Here is a 16,950-nt window from a genome sequence, read left to right on the forward strand (position 1 = left end):
TGGCGCACGTGCGCCGGACTACCGGGGAGGCGCTCGTGACCGACCATGACGTGGTGATCGTCGGCGCGGGGCTGGCCGGTCTGGTGGCCGCGCTCGACCTGACGCGAGCCGGGCTCGACGTGCGGCTCCTGGAGCGGGCCGCGGAGCCCGGCGGGCGGGTCGCCGGCGAGATCGTCGACGGCTTCGTCGTCGACCGCGGGTTCCAGGTGCTCAACACCTCCTACCCCCAGGTGCGCCGCCGGCTCGACCTGACCGCGCTCGACCTGCGGCAGTTCGTCTCGGGCGCGCTGGTGCGCCGGGACGGCCGGCTGCACCGGCTCGTCGACCCGCGCCGGCACCCGGGCGGCCTGGTGAGCACCCTCGCGTCGGGCCTGCTGCCCTGGCGGGACAAGCTGGCCCTGGCCCGGTACGCGGCGCGGGCGGGCTACCGGCCCGTCGCCGAGCTGCTCGCCGAGCCCGAGACCACCGCAGCGCAGGCCCTGCGGCGGCGCGGCATCGGGGACGCCGGGATCGAGCGCTTCCTGCGGCCCTTCCTCTCGGGCGTGCTGGGCGAGGACGAGCTGGAGACCTCCAGCCGGTACGTGGACCTGGTCTGGCGCAGCTTCGCGCGCGGGCGTGTGGGCGTGCCGGCCGCGGGCATGTCCGCGATCCCGCGGCAGCTCGCCGCCCGGCTGCCGGACGGCGTGCTCATGTGCGGCGTGGACGTGCACCGGGTCGACGGGGCCGACGCGAGCAAGGCCGGCACGAACGGGTCCGACGGCGCCCAGGTGCAACACTCCGGCGGGCGCCTGCGGGCCCGCGCGGTGGTCGTCGCGACCGACCCGCGGACGGCGGGCCGGCTCCTGCCCACGCTGGCCGTGCCGCCGATGCGCCCGCTCACGACCGTCTACCACGCCGCGCCGGAGCCGCCGGGCACGGGACCGATCCTGCTGCTGGAGGGCGGCGACGACCGGCTGGTCGCCAACTCCGTGGTCCTGACCGACGCCGCGCCGGAGTACAGCCGCGACGGCCGGGCGCTCGTCGCGACGTCGCTGGTGGGCGCCGCCGCGGCCGACGTCGACGAGGCCGCCCTGCGCCGGCGCCTCGCCCGCCTGTACGGCACGCCCACCGACCGGTGGGCGCACGTGCGCACGGTGCACGTGCCGGACGCCCTGCCCGCCGCGCAGCCGCCGCTGGGCGACCTGCGCCGGCCCGACGACCTCGGCGACGGCCTCTTCGTCGCGGGCGACCACCGCGACACGCCCTCGATCCAGGGCGCGATGGCCAGCGGGACCCGGGCCGCCCGCGCCGTCCTTCAGGCGATCGGGCCCGCGTAGCCCATCCAGTAGTCGACGGCCTCGGGGCGCGGCCGGGCCGTCATGCCGCTGGGGACGCCGAGCTCCATGACCCGGTCCGCCGACCGGTCGAACGCGGGCCAGCCGGGCAGGCCCGGGCCGTTGGGGTCCCCGGTGCGGACGAAGTTGAGCCAGTACCCGCTGAGCTGGTCGCGCAGCACGTGGTCGGCCGGGCCGTAGTCGGCGTCGCCGTCCGCGCCCAGGTTGTCAAAGGCGTACATCACCTCGGCGCCGTGGTACGCCCCGAACTCCCGGAGGCCCGGGTCCGGCGGCGTGTGCGTGAAGAAGTACAGGTACGCGGGCGCCTGCCCGGAGCTCGTCTGCAGGTGCGCCCACCGGTACATCGCGCGGGTGAAGACCCGGTCGGTCTGGGCCTGGAGCTGCGAGTCGAGCACCTGGTCCTCGGTCTCGCCGGGGTACAGGTCGAGGAACTCCTCGGCGTCCGCGCCGTGGTCCTCCCGCGCCGTGGCGCGGTACTCCTCGGGGGTCATCGGTTCCGGCGGGAACGCCCGGATCAGGGAGTCCTCGTCCGCGTTGCTGCCCACCAGCGTCGGCACGTCGAGCTGGTCACCCGCGGCGTAGATCTCCGCGGGGCTGCGGTCGAGCACGTGCCCGTCGACGGACGGCCGCCAGTGCGGGCCGACGGCGGCGGCCGCCTCGACGATCCGGTCGACGGGCAGGTCGCGCACCTCGTCGACCGTGTCGACGCCGAGCTCCCGGAGCAGCCGCGCGCCCGCGTCCTCCGCGACGGCCCGCGAGTCGCTCTGGTCGCCGTCCTCGGTGTTCCCCTCCGTGCCCATGCAGGCCCCGCTGCTGCCGATGATGCCGTCGACGAGGCCCTCGGCCAGGGGTGTCGCCCCCAGGATGCAGACGCTCTCGCCGCCCGCGGACTCGCCCGCGACGGTCACCCGGTCGGGGTCACCGCCGAACGCGGCGACGTTCTGGCGCACCCAGTCCAGGGCGGCGATCTGGTCCAGGATCCCGTAGTTGCCCGACGCGCCGTACGCCGACTCCGCCGCCAGGTCCGGGTGCGAAAGGAAGCCCAGGACCCCGAGCCGGTAGTTGATCGTGACCACGATCGCCTCGCCGCTCGCGGCGAGCGCCTCGCCGTCGTACAGGGGCAGGGCTCCCGAGCCGGTGGCGAAGCCGCCGCCGGGCACGTGGACGAGCACGGGCAGGTCGGCGGACGCCCCCGTGGGACGCCAGACGTTGAGGTAGAGGCTGTCCTCGCTGACCGGGAAGGGGTTGAGGAACGTCTCCTCCAGCGGGATGTCGACGACCTTGGTCAGGGCCCGGGTGGTGAACGTCGTGGTGCCCTGGACCGGCACGGCCGAGAAGCGGTCGGCGACCAGCACCTCCGAACGCGGCTCGGGCGGCCGGGGCGCCTGCCAGCGCAGCTCCCCGACCGGGGGCTGCGCGTACGGCACGCCGGCGAAGATCTCGACCGTGCCGGCGTCGTTGCGCACGCCCGTCACCGGGCCCTCCCTGGTCTCGACCGGCGCCGTGGCCGCACGGTCCGCGCCCCCGGCCACCCGGACCTGCGGGCCCGGATGGGCGAGCACGGCCGTGCCGCACACGAGCGCGGCGGCCACCAGCCACGCCCCCGCCCGGAGCAGTGCTCCGCGCCGCAGCCACCACGGGGCGGTCAGCACCACGACCAGCAGGAGCGCCACAACCAGGGCCCAGCCCCACCACAGGGTCCCGTTGAGCCAGCCGAGCACCAGCGCCGCCACGCCCAGGAGCGCGAACGGCGCCCAGAACCAGGCCGAGCGCCCTGAGGCACCAGATCGGGTCGTGCGAGGTGTCGCCTGCTCGGTGGTCGCCACGCGGTGTTCCTTCGTCGTGCAGTCGTCGTCGCTGGCGAGGATCGTCAGCCGGGAGGATCGTCACCTGGGAGGATTGTCGCCACGGACAAGCACAGCGCGACCGCGGGTATTCCGCTCGGCCGCGGACAGGGGGAGGCAGACCGTGCTCAGCAGCGAGCTCGCCGAGCTGGCGGGCGTCACGGTCCGGACGCTGCGCCACTACCACCAGGTCGGGCTGCTGCCCGAGCCCCCGCGTACCTCCGGGGGCTACCGGCACTACGACGTCGGCCATCTGGTCCGGCTCCTGCGCATCACCCGGATGACGGCGCTCGGCCTCCCCCTGTCCGCGCTCCCGGAGGTGCTGGACGACCCGGCGGCGGCCGACGAGCTGCTCGACGAGCTGGACCGCCGGGCCGCCGCCGACATCGAGCGCCTGAACGCCCGCCGGGCCGACATCGCGGCGCTGCGCCGCAGCGGCGCACCGCCCGACCTCCCGCCCGAGCTCTCGGCGCTGCGCTCCCCCGCGGCCGGGCTGTCGGCGGGCATGGCCCGCTACGAGCACGAGCAGCTCGTCCTGGCCGGCCACCTGATCGGCGGGGGCGACGCCGCGGGGCTGGCCGCACTGCTCGGCGACGCGGACCAGGAGCCGGCCGTGTCCGCGGCCCTGACGGCCCGCTTCTACGCCTTTCCCGACGACGCCCCGGACGACGACGTCGCGGCGCTCGCCGGTGAGCTCGTGGCGCACCTCGGGCCGGCACTGGCGCGGCTGACCGGCCTGCCCCCGGTGGACGCGCGGGCCGCGGCCCTGCTGGACGAGCTGGCCGAGCGCACGCTCCGCCCTGTGCAGCGCGACGTGCTGCGCCGGGTCCAGCGGCGGCTGGCACGGCTCGGCAAGGTGTGACCCGGGTCACTCGGCCACGTGTTGAGTCCGACGCGGCGTCGGGGTCTGGACTCGGGGGTGACCCACCCACCGAGAGCGAGGACCTGCCATGACCACCCTGCCGGAGCCGACCACCCCGCCGGACCTCATCGCCGTCGAAAACTTCTTCGGCCCGCCCACCCGGAGCCGCGCCGTGCTGTCCCCGGACGGCACCCAGGTCGCCTACCTTGCGCCGTGGCGCGACCGGCTCAACGTCTTCGTCCGCCGCGTGGACTCCGACTGGGCGACACCCGACGACGAGGACCGGGACGGAGACGGGGCCGGGGCCGGGGCCGGGAACGACCCGGCCGGCGCCCGCCGGGTCACCGCCGACCCCCGGCGGAACATCGACAGCTTCTTCTGGTCCGCCGACGGGCGCTACGTGCTGTTCCTGCAGGACACCGACGGCGACGAGAACTGGCACCTGCACCGCGCGGACCCCGCCCGTCCCGCCGAGCCCGCCGTGGACCTGACGCCGTTCCCGGGCGTGCGCCTGCTCCAGGCGCACCTCTCGCCGCAGCGGCCGCGCACCGCCGTCGTCCAGCTCAACCTGCGCCGCCCCGACCTGGCCGACGTCTTCGAGCTCGACCTCGCGACCGCCGAGCTGACCGCCGTCGCGGAGAACCCGGGCGACGTCGTGAGCTGGCTGCACACGGCCGACCGGCTGCTGGCCCACACCATGGAGGAGGGCGGCGACCACGTGCTCTCGCGGTGGGACCGGGGCGAGCGGCGGCCGATCGCGCGGTTCTCCGGCACCGACCACCCGTTCGGGCTCCAGCCCGCCGTGCCAACCCCGGACGGCGCCGGGTTGTGGACCGGCTCCTCGCGCGGGTCGGACCGTACCCGCCTGGTCCGGATCGACCTGGACACGGGCGAGCAGGCCGGGGTGGACAGCCACCCAACGTTCGACCTGGACACGCCCCGCCCGGAGGCCGACCCGCGCTTCCCGTCCTCGCTGATCCTGCACCCCGGCACCGGGGACCTGCTGGGCGTCCGCTACCTCGGGGAGCGGCAGGAGATCCACGCCCTCGACGAGCACTTCGCCGAGGTCCTCCCCCGGCTGACCGAGCTGTCCGACGGCGACCTGGCCCACGTGTCCTGCGACACCACGGCGCAGCGGTGGGTGGTGGACTTCACGCACGACCGGGACCCTGGCGTCACCTGGTTCTACGACCACGCCACCGGTCAGTCGCGCCGGCTGTTCCGCCCGTTCCCGCACCTCGACCCAGCCACGCTCGCCCCGGTCACGCCCGTCACCATGACTGCCCGCGACGGGCTCGACCTGCCCTGCCACGTCACGCTGCCGGTCGGCGTGGAGCCGCACCGGCTGCCGACCGTGGTGCTGGTCCACGGCGGGCCGTGGTACCGCGACAGCTGGACCTTCGACCCCGAGGTCCAGCTCCTCGCCAACCGCGGCTACGCGGTGCTGCAGGTCAACTTCCGCGGCTCCACCGGCTACGGCAAGGCCCACACCCAGGCCGCGATCGGCCAGTTCGCGGGCCGCATGCACGACGACCTGATCGACGCACTCGACCAGGCGGTCGAGCAGGGCTGGGCCGATCCCGACCGGGTGGCGATCTACGGCAGCTCCTACGGCGGCTACGCGGCGCTGGTGGGCGCGGCCTTCACGCCCGGCCGGTTCACCGCCGCCGTCAGCTACACCGGCATGTCCGACCTGGTCGACCTCGTCGAGTCGGTGGTGCCGTTCGCCCGGCGCAGCATCGAGAACAGCTTCCTGCGGTACATCGGCGACCCGGAGGACCCGGACCAGCGGGCCGACATGCTCGCCCGGTCACCGATCAGCCGGGTCGACGACATCACCGCCCCGGTGCTGCTGGTCCACGGCGCCAACGACGTCCGCGTCCCCCGCCGGCACTCCGACCGCGTGGCCGAGGCGCTACGTGCCCGCGGCGCCGAGGTCGAGTACCTGCTCAACGAGACCGAGGGCCACTGGTTCATCAACCCGGACAGCAACATCGAGCTGTACCGCACGCTCGAGCTCTTCCTCGCCCGGCACGTGGGCGGCAGGCCGGGGCCTACCGTCCCTCGTGGGCCAGCAGCTCCGACACGGTGACGAACTCGTAGCCGCGGTCGCGGAGCCGTTCGATCAGCGGTCCCACCGCCCGGAGGCTCTGCTCGCGGCTCGGGTACATCGCGTGCAGCAGGATGATCGAGCCGGGGCGGACGTGCTCGTCGGCGTGGTCCACGATCCGCGCCGGGCTGGCCGCGACGTCGGGGTAGGAGTCGGGCTCGACGTCCCACGTGATCGTGCGCCGCTCGTGCTCCGCGAGATACCGGGGCAGGGCCAGCAGCTTCTTCCCGTTGGGCGGGCGGAAGGTGATCTCGCCCGCGTAGCCGGTCGCCCGGATCAGCGCGTCCGTGTCCTCGATCTCGCGCGCGACGAAGTCGGGCGACACCAGCACCATCCGCTCGTGGGAGTAGGTGTGGTTGCCGATCTCGTGCCCGTCGGCGGCGATCCGCGCCCCGAGCTCCGGGTGCTGCGCCAGCTCGCGGCCGGTCAGGTAGAAGGTGGCGGGGACGCCGGCCTCGGCGAGCGTGTCGAGCAGCGGCCCCGCCCCCGCGGGATCCGGGCCGTCGTCGAACGTCAGCGCGACCACCTTGGCCGAGGTCTCGACGCGCGGGGTGATGCCGCCGTAGAGCTGGAAGCCCCTGGCGTTGACCAGCCGGTCCAGGCCCAGGGCGGACACGGCGAGCAGGACGATCACCACCGCTCCGCCGAGCGCCCACCTGAGGGCGGGTCGCGATGCGGGTCGTGCTGCGGGTCGTGCGTGCATGGCGCCGACCATAGGGGACCTGACCTGCGGCGACGACGAAAGTCCTGGGGCAGGGGGCGACCGCGTGCGCGCCGGCCAGCGCACACCTGACGCAATCTTGCAGTATTCATTTGCCAGACATTGTCTGCATGGGTGAAATCTCCTATAAAGGTAGCGATCGGGTCACAACTGGAGTGCCCCGACCCACCTTCAGGGAGCTGCCCACATGAAGCAACGCCTGTTGAGCATCGTCGCCACCTTCGCGGCCACCACCCTCGCCACCGTCGGGCTCGTGACGACGCCGGCCGAACCGTCGTACGCCGCCGGGGAGTCCTACGTCGCCCTCGGCGACTCCTACTCCTGGGGTACCGGAACCCGGTCCTACATCGCCGACGGCACCGAGTGCCTGCGCTCCACCTACGCCTACGCCAGCCTGACCGCGGCGGCCAAGGGCTACAGCCTCAACTTCCGGGCCTGCTCCGGAGCCGTCGTGTCCGACGTGACGAGCACCCAGCTCAGCGCGCTGGGCACGGGCACGCGGTACGTCACGATCTCGGTGGGCGGCAACGACGCCGGGTTCGCCGACGTGCTGACCGAGTGCGCCCTGCCGGCGTGGGCCAGCGACTGCGCCGGCGCGGTCGGTGCCGCGCGCTCGTTCATCTCCGGCACGCTCCCGGGCCGGCTCAGCACGCTCTACGCCGCCATCCGGACGAGGGCGCCGGGCGCGAAGGTGGTCGTCGTCGGCTACCCGAAGATCTTCATGGGCGAGGACTGCAACGTGGCCACCTTCTTCAGCCCGGAGGACGAGGCCGCGCTGAACGACGCCGTCGTGCACATCAACTCGGTCACCCAGGCGGCCGCCTCCGCCCGGGGGTTCACCTTCGTCAACCCGGTCAGCCGGTTCACCGGCCACGCCGTGTGCGACTCGACGGAGTGGATCAACGGCTTCTCCAACCCCGTCCAGGAGTCCTACCACCCGAACCGGCTCGGCCACGCCAACGGCTACCTGCCGCTGGTCAGCGGCGTGCTGACCGGCGCGAGCGTCGCGGCGACCAGCACGGTGGTGGCGAAGGCGGAAGACGACGCGGCGGAGCAGGCCGAGCTCCAGCAGAAGTACGCGGCCGCCGACCGCAGGATCGAGCCGAAGCTCTTCCAGCCCCCGACCAAGGCCCGCCTCGAGGAGCTGGCGAAGGAGCGCGACGTCGACTTCGACGCCTGGTGGGCCCGGACGCAGTCGTCGGACCGGTCCCACCGAGGCTGAGCCCACTGAACCGAGCCCACTGAGCTGAGCCGCTGAACCGAGCCACCGGCCCGGGGGCCGCGTGCCACGTCCGTCGACGTGCGCGCGGCCCTCGGGCCTAGGTCCGTCCGGCCGTCCGGTAGCGGTGCTCGGGACGGCCCGTGGAGCCGTAGCGGAGCTCGACCACGAGGTGCCCCTGGTGGGCGAGCGTCGAGAGATAGCGCTGGGCCGTCGCCCGGGACACCCCGACCCGGTCGGCGACCATCGGGGCCGAGAGCGCCGCCCCGGCCTCGGCGAGCGCCCCCAGGACCGCGGTCTCGGTGGGCGACCGGCGCGAGGCGCCGTCGCGGCTCCCCGCGCCGTGCAGGACCCGGCGGGCGCGGTCCACCGCCTCCTGGTCGAGCTCGGCCTGCGAGTCGACCAGGTTGCGGTAGCGGCCGTAGGCGCGGAGCAGCTCGGTGAGGTCGTCGTCGGCGAAGGGCTTGATGAGGTAGCCGAACGCCCCGCGCTGGAGCGCCTTGCGCACGGCCGCGGTGGCAACGGCGGCCGACAGCACGACGGCGTCGACGTCCCGTCCCGCGATGAGGTCGAGCCCGGAGCCGTCCGGCAGGTAGATGTCGGCAAGCACGAGGTCCGGCTGCTCGGCGTCGATCACGGCGGCCGCCTGCGCCGCCGTGCCGGCGGTCGCGACCACGCCGAAACCCTCGACCGACTCCACGATGCGCGTGTGCAGCCGGGCCACGTGGAAGTCGTCGTCGACCACGACGACGCGGAACCGCACCCCCGCGCCCGCGTCCCTCGTCGTGCTCATCGGCCGTCCTCCTGTTCGAACTGGTGCTCCAGGCGCGCCACGAAGACCGCGCCGTGCCGCTCGGTGCGGCCCATCGCGAGCCGCAGCTCGCCGCCATGCCGCCGGGCCACCTCGGCCGACAGGCGCAGCCCGATGCCGTGACCGTGCGCGGGCCCGGCCGCGCCGGACTCCCCCGGCCCCGCGGTGCCGCCCGCGCCCACGAGCTCGGCGGGTCGCGCCTCGGGGGTGAACGGGTCGGCCGCCGCGCCGTCGCCGGAGTCCATGACCGACAGGTGGAGCTCGTCGCCGTGCCGCAGCGCCTCCACCTCGACCCAGCGGGGCGTGCGCCGCGAGGCCACCGCCGCCGCGATGCCGTTGTCCACGAGGTTGCCGAGCACGGTGGTGACGTCCTCGGGGTGCAGCAGCGACCCGGCCACGTCGGCGTCGGGGCCGACGCGCAGCGTCACGCCCTGGCGTTCGGCCTCCAGCGCCTTGGCTCCCAGGAACGCCTGCAGGTAGGGCTCCCGGACGAGGCCCGCGTTGGCGACGGGGAAGCGCACCGGGCCGTGCTCGCCGATGCGGTCGAGGTAGTCGAGGGCCTCGGCCGTGTCCCCGGCCCGCACCAGCCCCGTGACCACGTGGATGCGGTTGGCGAACTCGTGCCGCTGTTCCCGCAGGGCCCCGGCCAGGGTGCCGACGGCGGTCAGGCGGCGGGTCAGGTCCTCGACCGCCGTCACGTCGCGCACGATGACGACCCGCCCGAGCAGCCGGCCCTCGCGCCGCACCTCGTGCACGTCCACGTAGACCAGCCGGCCGTCCACGACGAGCGGCGGGAGCGGCTGCTCGGGCGGCTCGGGCTGCTCGGCCGACTCAGTCGGCTCAGTCGGCTCAATCGGTCGGCCCTTGATCCGCGCGAGGACGCCCGCGTGGCCGACCGCCTCCTCGACCGGGCGCCCCACGGCGTCGTGCAGGCCCAGCAGGGCCGCGGCGCGGTCGTTGCACACCGTGACGACGTCGGCGGCGGACAGCCCGACCACGCCGTCGTCGACCCCCTGGAGCACGGCCTGCTGGTCGTGGACCAGCACGAGCAGCTCCTCGGGCTGGAGGCCGAGCGTCTTCTCGCGCAGCCTGCGCGTGATGAACCGGGCGAGCAGTCCCCCGACGGCGAGCGCCAGCGCCGTCGAGAGCACCACGGGGACGGCGTCGGTGAGCACGGTCGACCACACCTCGGTGGGCGGCAGCCCGACGCTCACCTCCCCCACCACGGTGTCGGGACGGTCGAGCCCGTACACGGGGACCTTGGCCCGGGCCGAGTCGCCGAGGGTGCCGCGCTCCCAGCTCACCGTCTCCTCGCCGCGCAGCGCGGCGTCGGGGCTGGTGGAGACCGGGTCGCCGATCTCGTCGGGGCTGGGGTGGGCCAGCCGCCGCCCCGTGTCGTCCGTGATCACCACGAACAGGGCGCCGGTGCGGTCCTCGACCTCGCGGGCGTAGTCGTCGAGCGTGCCGGCGACGAGCTCGGCGTCGGTCGACGGCGGCTGCCGCTCCGACTCCGCCTCGGCGCCCGCCCGCACGCCGGGGGTCTGCGCCACGGTCTGCGCGATGCGCAGCGCGGACTCCTGGGTCTGCTGCACGAGCCGGTTGAACCCGGTGACCGCGAACAGCCCGAGCGTGATGAGCGACACCACGATCATCGCGGCCACGATCGACCGGTTGACCTGGGAGGTGAAGGGCCTGGCCGAGCGCCGGGCCGGGGGCGCGTCCGCGGCCGCCCGGGCGGGCTGCTGGAGCGGGTGCGGCGTCGCCATGTTCGCATGCTAACCACGCGCGGGGCGGGTTCCCGAGCGGTGAGCAGAATGCGCACAACGAGTTCTGTGCGGTATTCCGCCAGAACGCGCAGTAGCGCGCGCAGGGGGCCGACCGGTTCCTAGGGTGACCGGGTCATCGCACCCGCCGTCCCCCCAGCCGGCCAGACGAAGGAGTCTCCCGTGCTTGTTCTGCTCGGATTCGGAATGGTCGCCACCTTCATGGTGCTGATCATGACCAAGCGCATGACCCCGGTGCTCGCGCTCGTCATCGTGCCCACGGTCTTCGGGCTGTTCGCCGGGGCCGGGCTCGGGATCGGCGACATGGCGCTGGACGCCATCGGTGGCCTCGCCCCGACGGCGGCCCTGCTGATGTTCGCGATCATCTACTTCGGCCTGATGATCGACGTCGGGCTGTTCGACCCGCTCGTGCGCGTCATCCTGCGGGTGGTGGGCCACGACCCGGTGAAGGTCGTCGTGGGTACCGCCCTGCTCGCGGCGGTGATCTCGCTCGACGGCGACGGCTCCACGACCTTCATCGTCGTGACGAGCGCCATGCTGCCGATCTACCTGCGGCTCGGCCTGAGCCCGGTGGTGCTCACCTGCGTCGCGGGCCTCGCGAACGGCGCCATGAACATCCTGCCCTGGGGCGGCCCGACAGCCCGCGCCGCGGCGGCCCTCGACCTGTCGCCGAGCGACGTGTTCGTGCCGATGGTGCCCTCCCTGCTGGCCGGGCTCGCCGTGATCTTCGTCTTCTCGTGGCACCTCGGCCTGCTGGAGCGGCGCCGGCTCGGCACGATCGACCTGCCCGGGGAGGGTGTGGGTTCGGGGTCGGGCGGCGGCGTGGGCTCCGGCTCGGGCCCGCGCGGCGGCGGCGGGACCGTCACCCAGGTCGAGCGCATCTCGACCGTGGCCGTCCAGACGCTGGTGAAGCCGGACGACACCGCGATGGCCGACAGCATGCTCGACCCGCAGCGCTCCACGCTGCGCCCGAAGATGTTCTGGTTCAACCTGGCGCTCACGGCCGTCGTGATGGTGCTGCTCGTCGCCGACGTGCTGCCGCTGGCCTACGTGTTCATGGCCGGCAGCGCCGTCGCGGTCATCGCGAACTTCCCCCGGGTCTCGGACCAGGCGCAGCGCATCGTGGCCCACGCCCCGTCCATCGTCGGCGTGGTCTCGATGGTGCTCGCGGCCGGCGTGCTGATCGGGGTGCTGGAGGGCACGGGGATGGTCGACGCCATGGCCGCGTGGGTCTCGGGCAGCATCCCCGACCAGCTCGGCGCGTTCTCGGCGGTGATCACGGGGCTGCTGAGCATCCCGATGACGTTCTTCCTGTCGAACGACGCCTTCTACTTCGGCATCCTCCCGGTGCTCGCGGAGAGCGCCGCGGCGTTCGGCGTCGACCCGGTCGACATGGCGCGGGCGTCGATCACGGGCCAGGTGGTGCACATGCAGAGCCCGCTGGTGCCGGCCATCCTGCTGCTCATCTCGCTCGCCGGCGTCAACCTGGGCGACCACCACAAGAAGGTGCTGTGGCGGGCCGTGGTGGTGGCGCTGGTGATGCTCGTGGTCGGGATCGCGGTCGGTTCGATCGGCATCGCCTGAGCCGCTAGCGCGCCTGCTCCGCCAGCGCCGTCGCCAGGGCGGTGAGCGACCGCCCGGCGACGGCCGGGACGGTCACGCCCTGCAGCACGTCCAGGTCCGCCGCCTCCGGGGCGCTGCCCGCGGCGCCGCACAGCGCGCCGACCAGGGCGGGCAGGCTGTCCTGGTGCCGGGTGACCGACAGCGCCAGCGGCAGGGCCGCCGCGTGGTCGCCGTCGGTCAGGACGAGGAGCGCGACCGCGAGCGGCAGGGTCTCGGCGACCGTACCCGGGTGGCTGTAGGTGCGCGGCGCGAACCGGGCCACGAGCGCGGGGACCGCCCCGAAGGGCGTACGGGCGCCGTCGGCGATCGCGAGGGCATCGCGCACGCCGTCGGCGAGCCAGTCGTCGGCGGCGAGGTCCTCGTCGGCGGCGGCCAGGGCGTCCCGGACGGGCACGCCCTGGAGCAGGTGGCCCACCAGGCGCGCGAACGCCGCGGCCGCGTGGACCCCGATGCCGTCGTGCGTGATGGTCGCGTAGGTGCGCGCGAGCGCGGCCGCTGCGGCCGGGTCGGCCGTCGCGATCGCCACGGCCAGGGCGCCGGGCAGCGCCGTGTCGTCGTAGAACGCCGGGTTGTCGGCGCCGGTGTGGGGCGGGCGCAGGCCCGCCTCCGCGTTGAGCAGCGCGGACCGCTGCGCGGCGCTGGTCCAGGTGTCGGGGGTGTCGAGCAGGGCGCGCCACGTGTCGAACAGGGCGTCCTGGTCGCGGCCCGGGGCCCCCAGCAGCACGCGGGCGGCGACGGCGAAGGTGTCGGCGTCGTCGGTCGCCACGAGCGCCGGCGCGTCGATGGCCGTCAGGACGAACGGCACCACCGGCCGGAGCACCCGGGACTCGTCGAGCTCCAGCGCACCCTTGCGGAGCATCTGCCGCACCCAGGGGTCGCGGACGGTCCGGTGCTCGCTGGCCGGCGCACCGAGGGCGTCGCCCAGGGCCAGCCCGCGCACGGCGCCCAGGGCGCGGTCGAGACGGTCGGTCATGCTCGGGTCTCCTTGCCACGGTCCGCGTCGCCGCGGACATCGTCGGTGGTCACGCGGTCGGTGGTCACGCGGTCGGCAGCCGCCCGCTCGGCCAGGGCGTCGGCCAGGTCCACGAGGTCGGTGCCGGCCGTCGCCGCGATGCACTGGCCGGTCACGGACCGCACCTGGGCGACGTGCGCCGGGTCGAGCGCGCTCGCGCCGTGCAGGGCGCCGGCCACCGCGCCGGCCATGGCCGCGATGGTGTCGGAGTCCCGGCCGATGTTCACGCCGGACTCGATGGCGCCGAGCGTGCCGTCGTTGGCCCGCAGCAGGCCGATGGTGAGCGCGACGGCCTCGGGGGCGACGTCGGCCCACATGTAGTGCCGCAGCGGGATGGTCGCGAAGAGGGCCTCCTCGGCCTGCTCCGGCGAGCCGGCGCGCGCGGCGACGTCGAGCGCGCGGCGGGCCAGGCGGGCCGCCCACGAGTCCTCGGGCATCGCCGCGAGCATGGCGGCCAGCACGGGGTCGACGTCGTCCGCGACCATGGCGACGGCGACGCCGGCGGCGATCGCCTGGGCGCACCAGATGCCGTCGCGCGAGTGGCTGACCTCGGCGTCGGCCCGGGCCATGCGGATCGCGAGCGCGGGGTCCCCGGCGGCGTAGACGCCGATCGGGGCGACGCGCATGGCGGCGCCGTCGCTCCAGGTCTCGGCGTTGCGCTGCCCGCTGGCGGGCGGCGCCATGCCGGCGTGGAGGTTGGCGATCGCGATCATCTCGCTGAAGCCGGCCCGGTTGAACCCGGTCCGCTGCGCGCGCAGGGCCTCCAGCCAGGTGTCGGCCACCACGGCGGACGTGAGGTCCGCGCCCGCCCGCAGCACGCCGCGGGCGCACAGGACGGCGTACTCGGTGTCGTCCGTGCCGGCGGCGTCGGGGTCGACGAAGCCGCGTACCCGGCCCCACTTCTCGCGGATCGCGGGAAGGGTCATGCCCTCGGTCGGGGCGCCCATGGCGTCACCGATCGCCAGGCCGAGCAGCGCTCCGCGCGCACGGTCGTTGTTCATGCTCCTCCGGTCCTCAGCCTCTCGTCCGCCCGGCGACGTCTTCCGTGAACGTCGCCTCGAAACGTAACGTTTTGCATGCAACAGCCAGGCGAGCATGCGTGTCGCCGAGGTGTTTGCGCACCTTTTTGCGCTTGTGTCTTGCATCACAGGGTGACTTTGCAGGATGCTACTCCAAAACCTTTTGCGCACGCCGAGGCGCACGACGGGTCGACGAGGAGCGGGTGATGGTCGGAATACGCGAGGTGGCCGAGGTCGCGGGCGTGAGCATGTCGACGGTCTCGCAGGTCGTCTCGGGCAACCGGCCCGTCTCGGCGGCCACCCGGGCCCGGGTGGAGGCCGCGATCACCCACCTCGGGTACCGCGCGCACCCCGGCGCGTCCCAGCTCCGTGGCGGCCGCACCGGCACGATCGCCCTGATCGTGCCGACCCTGGAGAACCCGTTCTACCCGCTGGTCGCCGCCGGCATGCAGGACGTGCTCGTGCCCCGCGACATCCTGCTGACCGTCACGGACGCCAGCGGCATGGACCGCTCGACCAACGCCATCCACCGCCTCCTGTCGCGGCGCGTCGACGCGATGGTGGCCGCGCCGTTCGGCATCCCGGCGGCCGGCCTCGCCGAGCTGCACGACGCCGGCATCCCCTTCGTCACCCTCGGCGAGGAGCCGCCGGGCGGCGGCGACTACGTGCACAGCGACGACGTCCGCGGCGCCCGGGACGTCACCGAGCACCTGATCGCCCGCGGCCGCCGGCGCATCGCCTTCCTGGGCGGCGAGGAGTCGGTGATCCCGACCCAGCAGCGCCTGGCGGGCTACCGCGCCGCCCTGCAGGCGGCCGGCCTGCCCTTCCGGGACGACGACGTGGTGTGCACGGAGTTCACGCGGCAGGGCGGCCGAGACGGCGCCGCGCTGCTGCTGGACCGCGACGAGAAGCCCGACGCGATCGTCGCGGCCAACGACCTGATCGCCATCGGCGTGCTCGACGTGACCAGGGCCCGCGGCCTGCGCGTGCCGGAGGACGTCGCGCTGACCGGCTACGACGACATCGACGCGGCGTCCCTGGTCAGCCCGCCGCTGACCACCATCGAGAACCCGGCCCGCGAGATCGGGCGCGCGTGCGCGCGCCTGCTGCTCGAGCGGCTCGACGGCGACGTCACCGAGGTGACCCGCGCCGTCGCCCTGTCCAACCGGCTGGTCGTGCGCGACTCGACCTGACCCGCTCCCCCGGCTCGTTCCACCTGTTCTATCCGCCTGGCACCATCCACCCTCGCGAGAGAGACACGAAACTTTGAGAATCACCAAGCGCGCACTGGCTCCGATCGGCTTCGCCGCCGCGGTCTCGGTCGCCCTGGCCGGCTGCGTGAGCGGCGGCGGCAGCGGCGGCGACGCGGTCACCTACTGGGGGGCGTTCTACGCGCCGAGCACCGAGGAGGCCTTCCAGGAGATCTTCGTCGACGGGTTCAACGCCGACGGCGACGCGCAGGTCGACATGGAGGTCAAGGAGCTGACCACGATCGGGCAGCTCACCGACACGGCGGTCTCGGCCGGGCAGGCACCCGACATCGTGTACTCGGACGGCCCGTCGTCGGCCTCCGACTTCGCCCGCGCGGACCGCACCATCCCGCTCGACGAGTACGCGAAGGAGTACGGCTGGCAGGACACGTTCCTGCCCTGGGCCTACGAGCTCAGCGCCGTCGACGGCAAGGTCTCCTCCGTGCCGGCCAGCTACGGGTCGATGGTCCTGTACTACAACTCGGCGGTGTTCGAGGAGAAGGGCTGGACCCCGCCGACCACGCTCGCGGAGTTCGAGCAGGTCGCCAAGGAGGCCGACGAGGCGGGCATGGTGCCGCTCGGCGGCGGGAACGCCGGCTACCAGGGCATGAGCGAGTGGCTCGTCACGGCGGTCTTCAACGCCGCCGTCGGGCCCGAGAAGATCCACGACGTCCTGACCGGCGAGGCGTCCTTCACCGACCCGGAGTTCGTCTCGGCGATCGAGCTGATCCAGGACTGGATCGACAAGGGCTGGCTGGCCGGCGGCGCGGAGTCGTACTTCACCACGGACGACACCGCGAACGTCACCGGCCTGGCCAACGGCACCACCGCCATGTACCTCAGCGGCACGTGGTCGTTCAACTCCCTCTCGGAGGTGTTCGAGGACCCATCGCAGTGGGCCTGGGCGCCGCTGCCGTCACTGAGCGACTCCGTCGAGCCGGGCGTGTTCCCCCTCGCGATCGGCACCGCGCTGTCCGTCAGCGCCTACTCCGCCGACCCCGACGCGGCCGCCGGGTTCATCGACTACGTGGCCGGCGACGTCGACCGGGCGCTGGAGTACACGGCGCGCACGGGCGAGAACCCGCCGCCGCTGGCGGTCAGCGCCGACCAGTTCCCCGACGAGGTCGACGACCGCACCGTGGACCTCTACAGCCAGATCCCCGAGTCGACCAACGTCGGCTACGCGACCTGGACCTTCTTCCCGCCGAAGACCGACTCCTACCTCATCACCGAGTTCGACAAGGTGGTGACCGGCGACAGCACCGCGGAGCAGTACCTCGCCGGGATGCAGGACGTCTTCGACGAGGAGTTCGACGCCGGTACGACCCTGACTCCTTTCACCCCCCAGAGCCAGGGCTGAC

General features: G+C 74.0%; 13 protein-coding genes. 7 read left to right on the forward strand and 6 right to left on the reverse strand.

Annotated features, from left to right (window positions below; genetic code table 11):
- Window positions 1-35 precede the first annotated feature (35 nt).
- Window positions 36-1,316 (forward strand): NAD(P)/FAD-dependent oxidoreductase, encoded by a 1,281-nt coding sequence (locus H291_RS0113110; protein ID WP_026365709.1) that lies wholly within the window; start codon window positions 36-38, stop codon window positions 1,314-1,316.
- Here the strand turns inward: H291_RS0113110 and H291_RS0113115 are convergent.
- The gene (locus tag H291_RS0113115; RefSeq protein ID WP_020015459.1) at window positions 1,295-3,160 is read right to left on the reverse strand and encodes a carboxylesterase/lipase family protein; all 1,866 of its coding nucleotides are present in this window, start codon (window positions 3,158-3,160) and stop codon (window positions 1,295-1,297) included. The two genes, H291_RS0113110 and H291_RS0113115, sit on opposite strands and share 22 nt — an antisense overlap.
- 142 nt (window positions 3,161-3,302) lie before the next feature.
- Between H291_RS0113115 and H291_RS0113120 the strand changes: the two genes are divergently transcribed.
- Window positions 3,303-4,040, forward strand: a complete 738-nt coding sequence (locus tag H291_RS0113120; RefSeq protein WP_020015460.1) for a MerR family transcriptional regulator — start codon at window positions 3,303-3,305, stop codon at window positions 4,038-4,040.
- Between the two features lie 88 nt (window positions 4,041-4,128).
- Window positions 4,129-6,132, forward strand: coding sequence for a S9 family peptidase (locus H291_RS0113125; RefSeq protein WP_020015461.1), 2,004 nt, complete (start codon window positions 4,129-4,131; stop codon window positions 6,130-6,132).
- Here the strand turns inward: H291_RS0113125 and H291_RS0113130 are convergent.
- Complete coding sequence (locus H291_RS0113130) at window positions 6,095-6,853, reverse strand: polysaccharide deacetylase family protein (protein WP_051109490.1); 759 nt, start codon at window positions 6,851-6,853, stop codon at window positions 6,095-6,097. The two genes, H291_RS0113125 and H291_RS0113130, sit on opposite strands and share 38 nt — an antisense overlap.
- A gap of 205 nt (window positions 6,854-7,058) precedes the next feature.
- On the opposite strand from H291_RS0113130, the gene H291_RS29965 reads away from it, so the two are divergent.
- Window positions 7,059-8,093, forward strand: a complete 1,035-nt coding sequence (locus tag H291_RS29965; protein WP_020015463.1) for an SGNH/GDSL hydrolase family protein — start codon at window positions 7,059-7,061, stop codon at window positions 8,091-8,093.
- A 97-nt stretch (window positions 8,094-8,190) separates the two neighbouring features.
- Here H291_RS29965 and H291_RS0113140 read toward each other — a convergent pair whose 3' ends face one another.
- Together H291_RS0113140 and H291_RS0113145 are read right to left on the reverse strand one after the other, a co-directional pair.
- Window positions 8,191-8,883: a response regulator gene (locus tag H291_RS0113140; RefSeq protein ID WP_020015464.1), complete on the reverse strand. Its 693-nt coding sequence runs from the start codon at window positions 8,881-8,883 to the stop codon at window positions 8,191-8,193.
- Window positions 8,880-10,667: a sensor histidine kinase gene (locus H291_RS0113145; RefSeq protein WP_020015465.1), complete on the reverse strand. Its 1,788-nt coding sequence runs from the start codon at window positions 10,665-10,667 to the stop codon at window positions 8,880-8,882. Before H291_RS0113145 ends, H291_RS0113140 begins: the two co-directional genes overlap by 4 nt.
- Window positions 10,668-10,871: 204 nt before the next feature.
- On the opposite strand from H291_RS0113145, the gene H291_RS0113150 reads away from it, so the two are divergent.
- Window positions 10,872-12,269, forward strand: coding sequence for a CitMHS family transporter (locus H291_RS0113150; protein ID WP_020015466.1), 1,398 nt, complete (start codon window positions 10,872-10,874; stop codon window positions 12,267-12,269).
- A gap of 4 nt (window positions 12,270-12,273) precedes the next feature.
- Here H291_RS0113150 and H291_RS0113155 read toward each other — a convergent pair whose 3' ends face one another.
- Both H291_RS0113155 and H291_RS29970 read right to left on the reverse strand, forming a co-directional pair.
- Window positions 12,274-13,281 carry an ADP-ribosylglycohydrolase family protein gene (locus tag H291_RS0113155; protein WP_020015467.1) on the reverse strand — a complete coding sequence of 336 codons (1,008 nt, stop codon included), beginning with the start codon at window positions 13,279-13,281 and terminating at the stop codon, window positions 12,274-12,276.
- On the reverse strand, window positions 13,278-14,321 hold the full coding sequence (locus H291_RS29970) for an ADP-ribosylglycohydrolase family protein (RefSeq protein ID WP_020015468.1): 1,044 nt from the start codon (window positions 14,319-14,321) through the stop codon (window positions 13,278-13,280). Before H291_RS29970 ends, H291_RS0113155 begins: the two co-directional genes overlap by 4 nt.
- A gap of 224 nt (window positions 14,322-14,545) precedes the next feature.
- On the opposite strand from H291_RS29970, the gene H291_RS0113165 reads away from it, so the two are divergent.
- Window positions 14,546-15,532 carry a LacI family DNA-binding transcriptional regulator gene (locus tag H291_RS0113165; RefSeq protein WP_020015469.1) on the forward strand — a complete coding sequence of 329 codons (987 nt, stop codon included), beginning with the start codon at window positions 14,546-14,548 and terminating at the stop codon, window positions 15,530-15,532.
- 73 nt (window positions 15,533-15,605) lie between these two features.
- Window positions 15,606-16,949 (forward strand): ABC transporter substrate-binding protein, encoded by a 1,344-nt coding sequence (locus H291_RS0113170; RefSeq protein WP_020015470.1) that lies wholly within the window; start codon window positions 15,606-15,608, stop codon window positions 16,947-16,949.
- Window position 16,950: the final 1 nt, after the last annotated feature.

Origin of the sequence: Promicromonospora sukumoe 327MFSha3.1, from assembly GCF_000385135.1 — a bacterium.
Lineage (GTDB): Bacteria > Actinomycetota > Actinomycetes > Actinomycetales > Cellulomonadaceae > Promicromonospora > Promicromonospora sukumoe_B.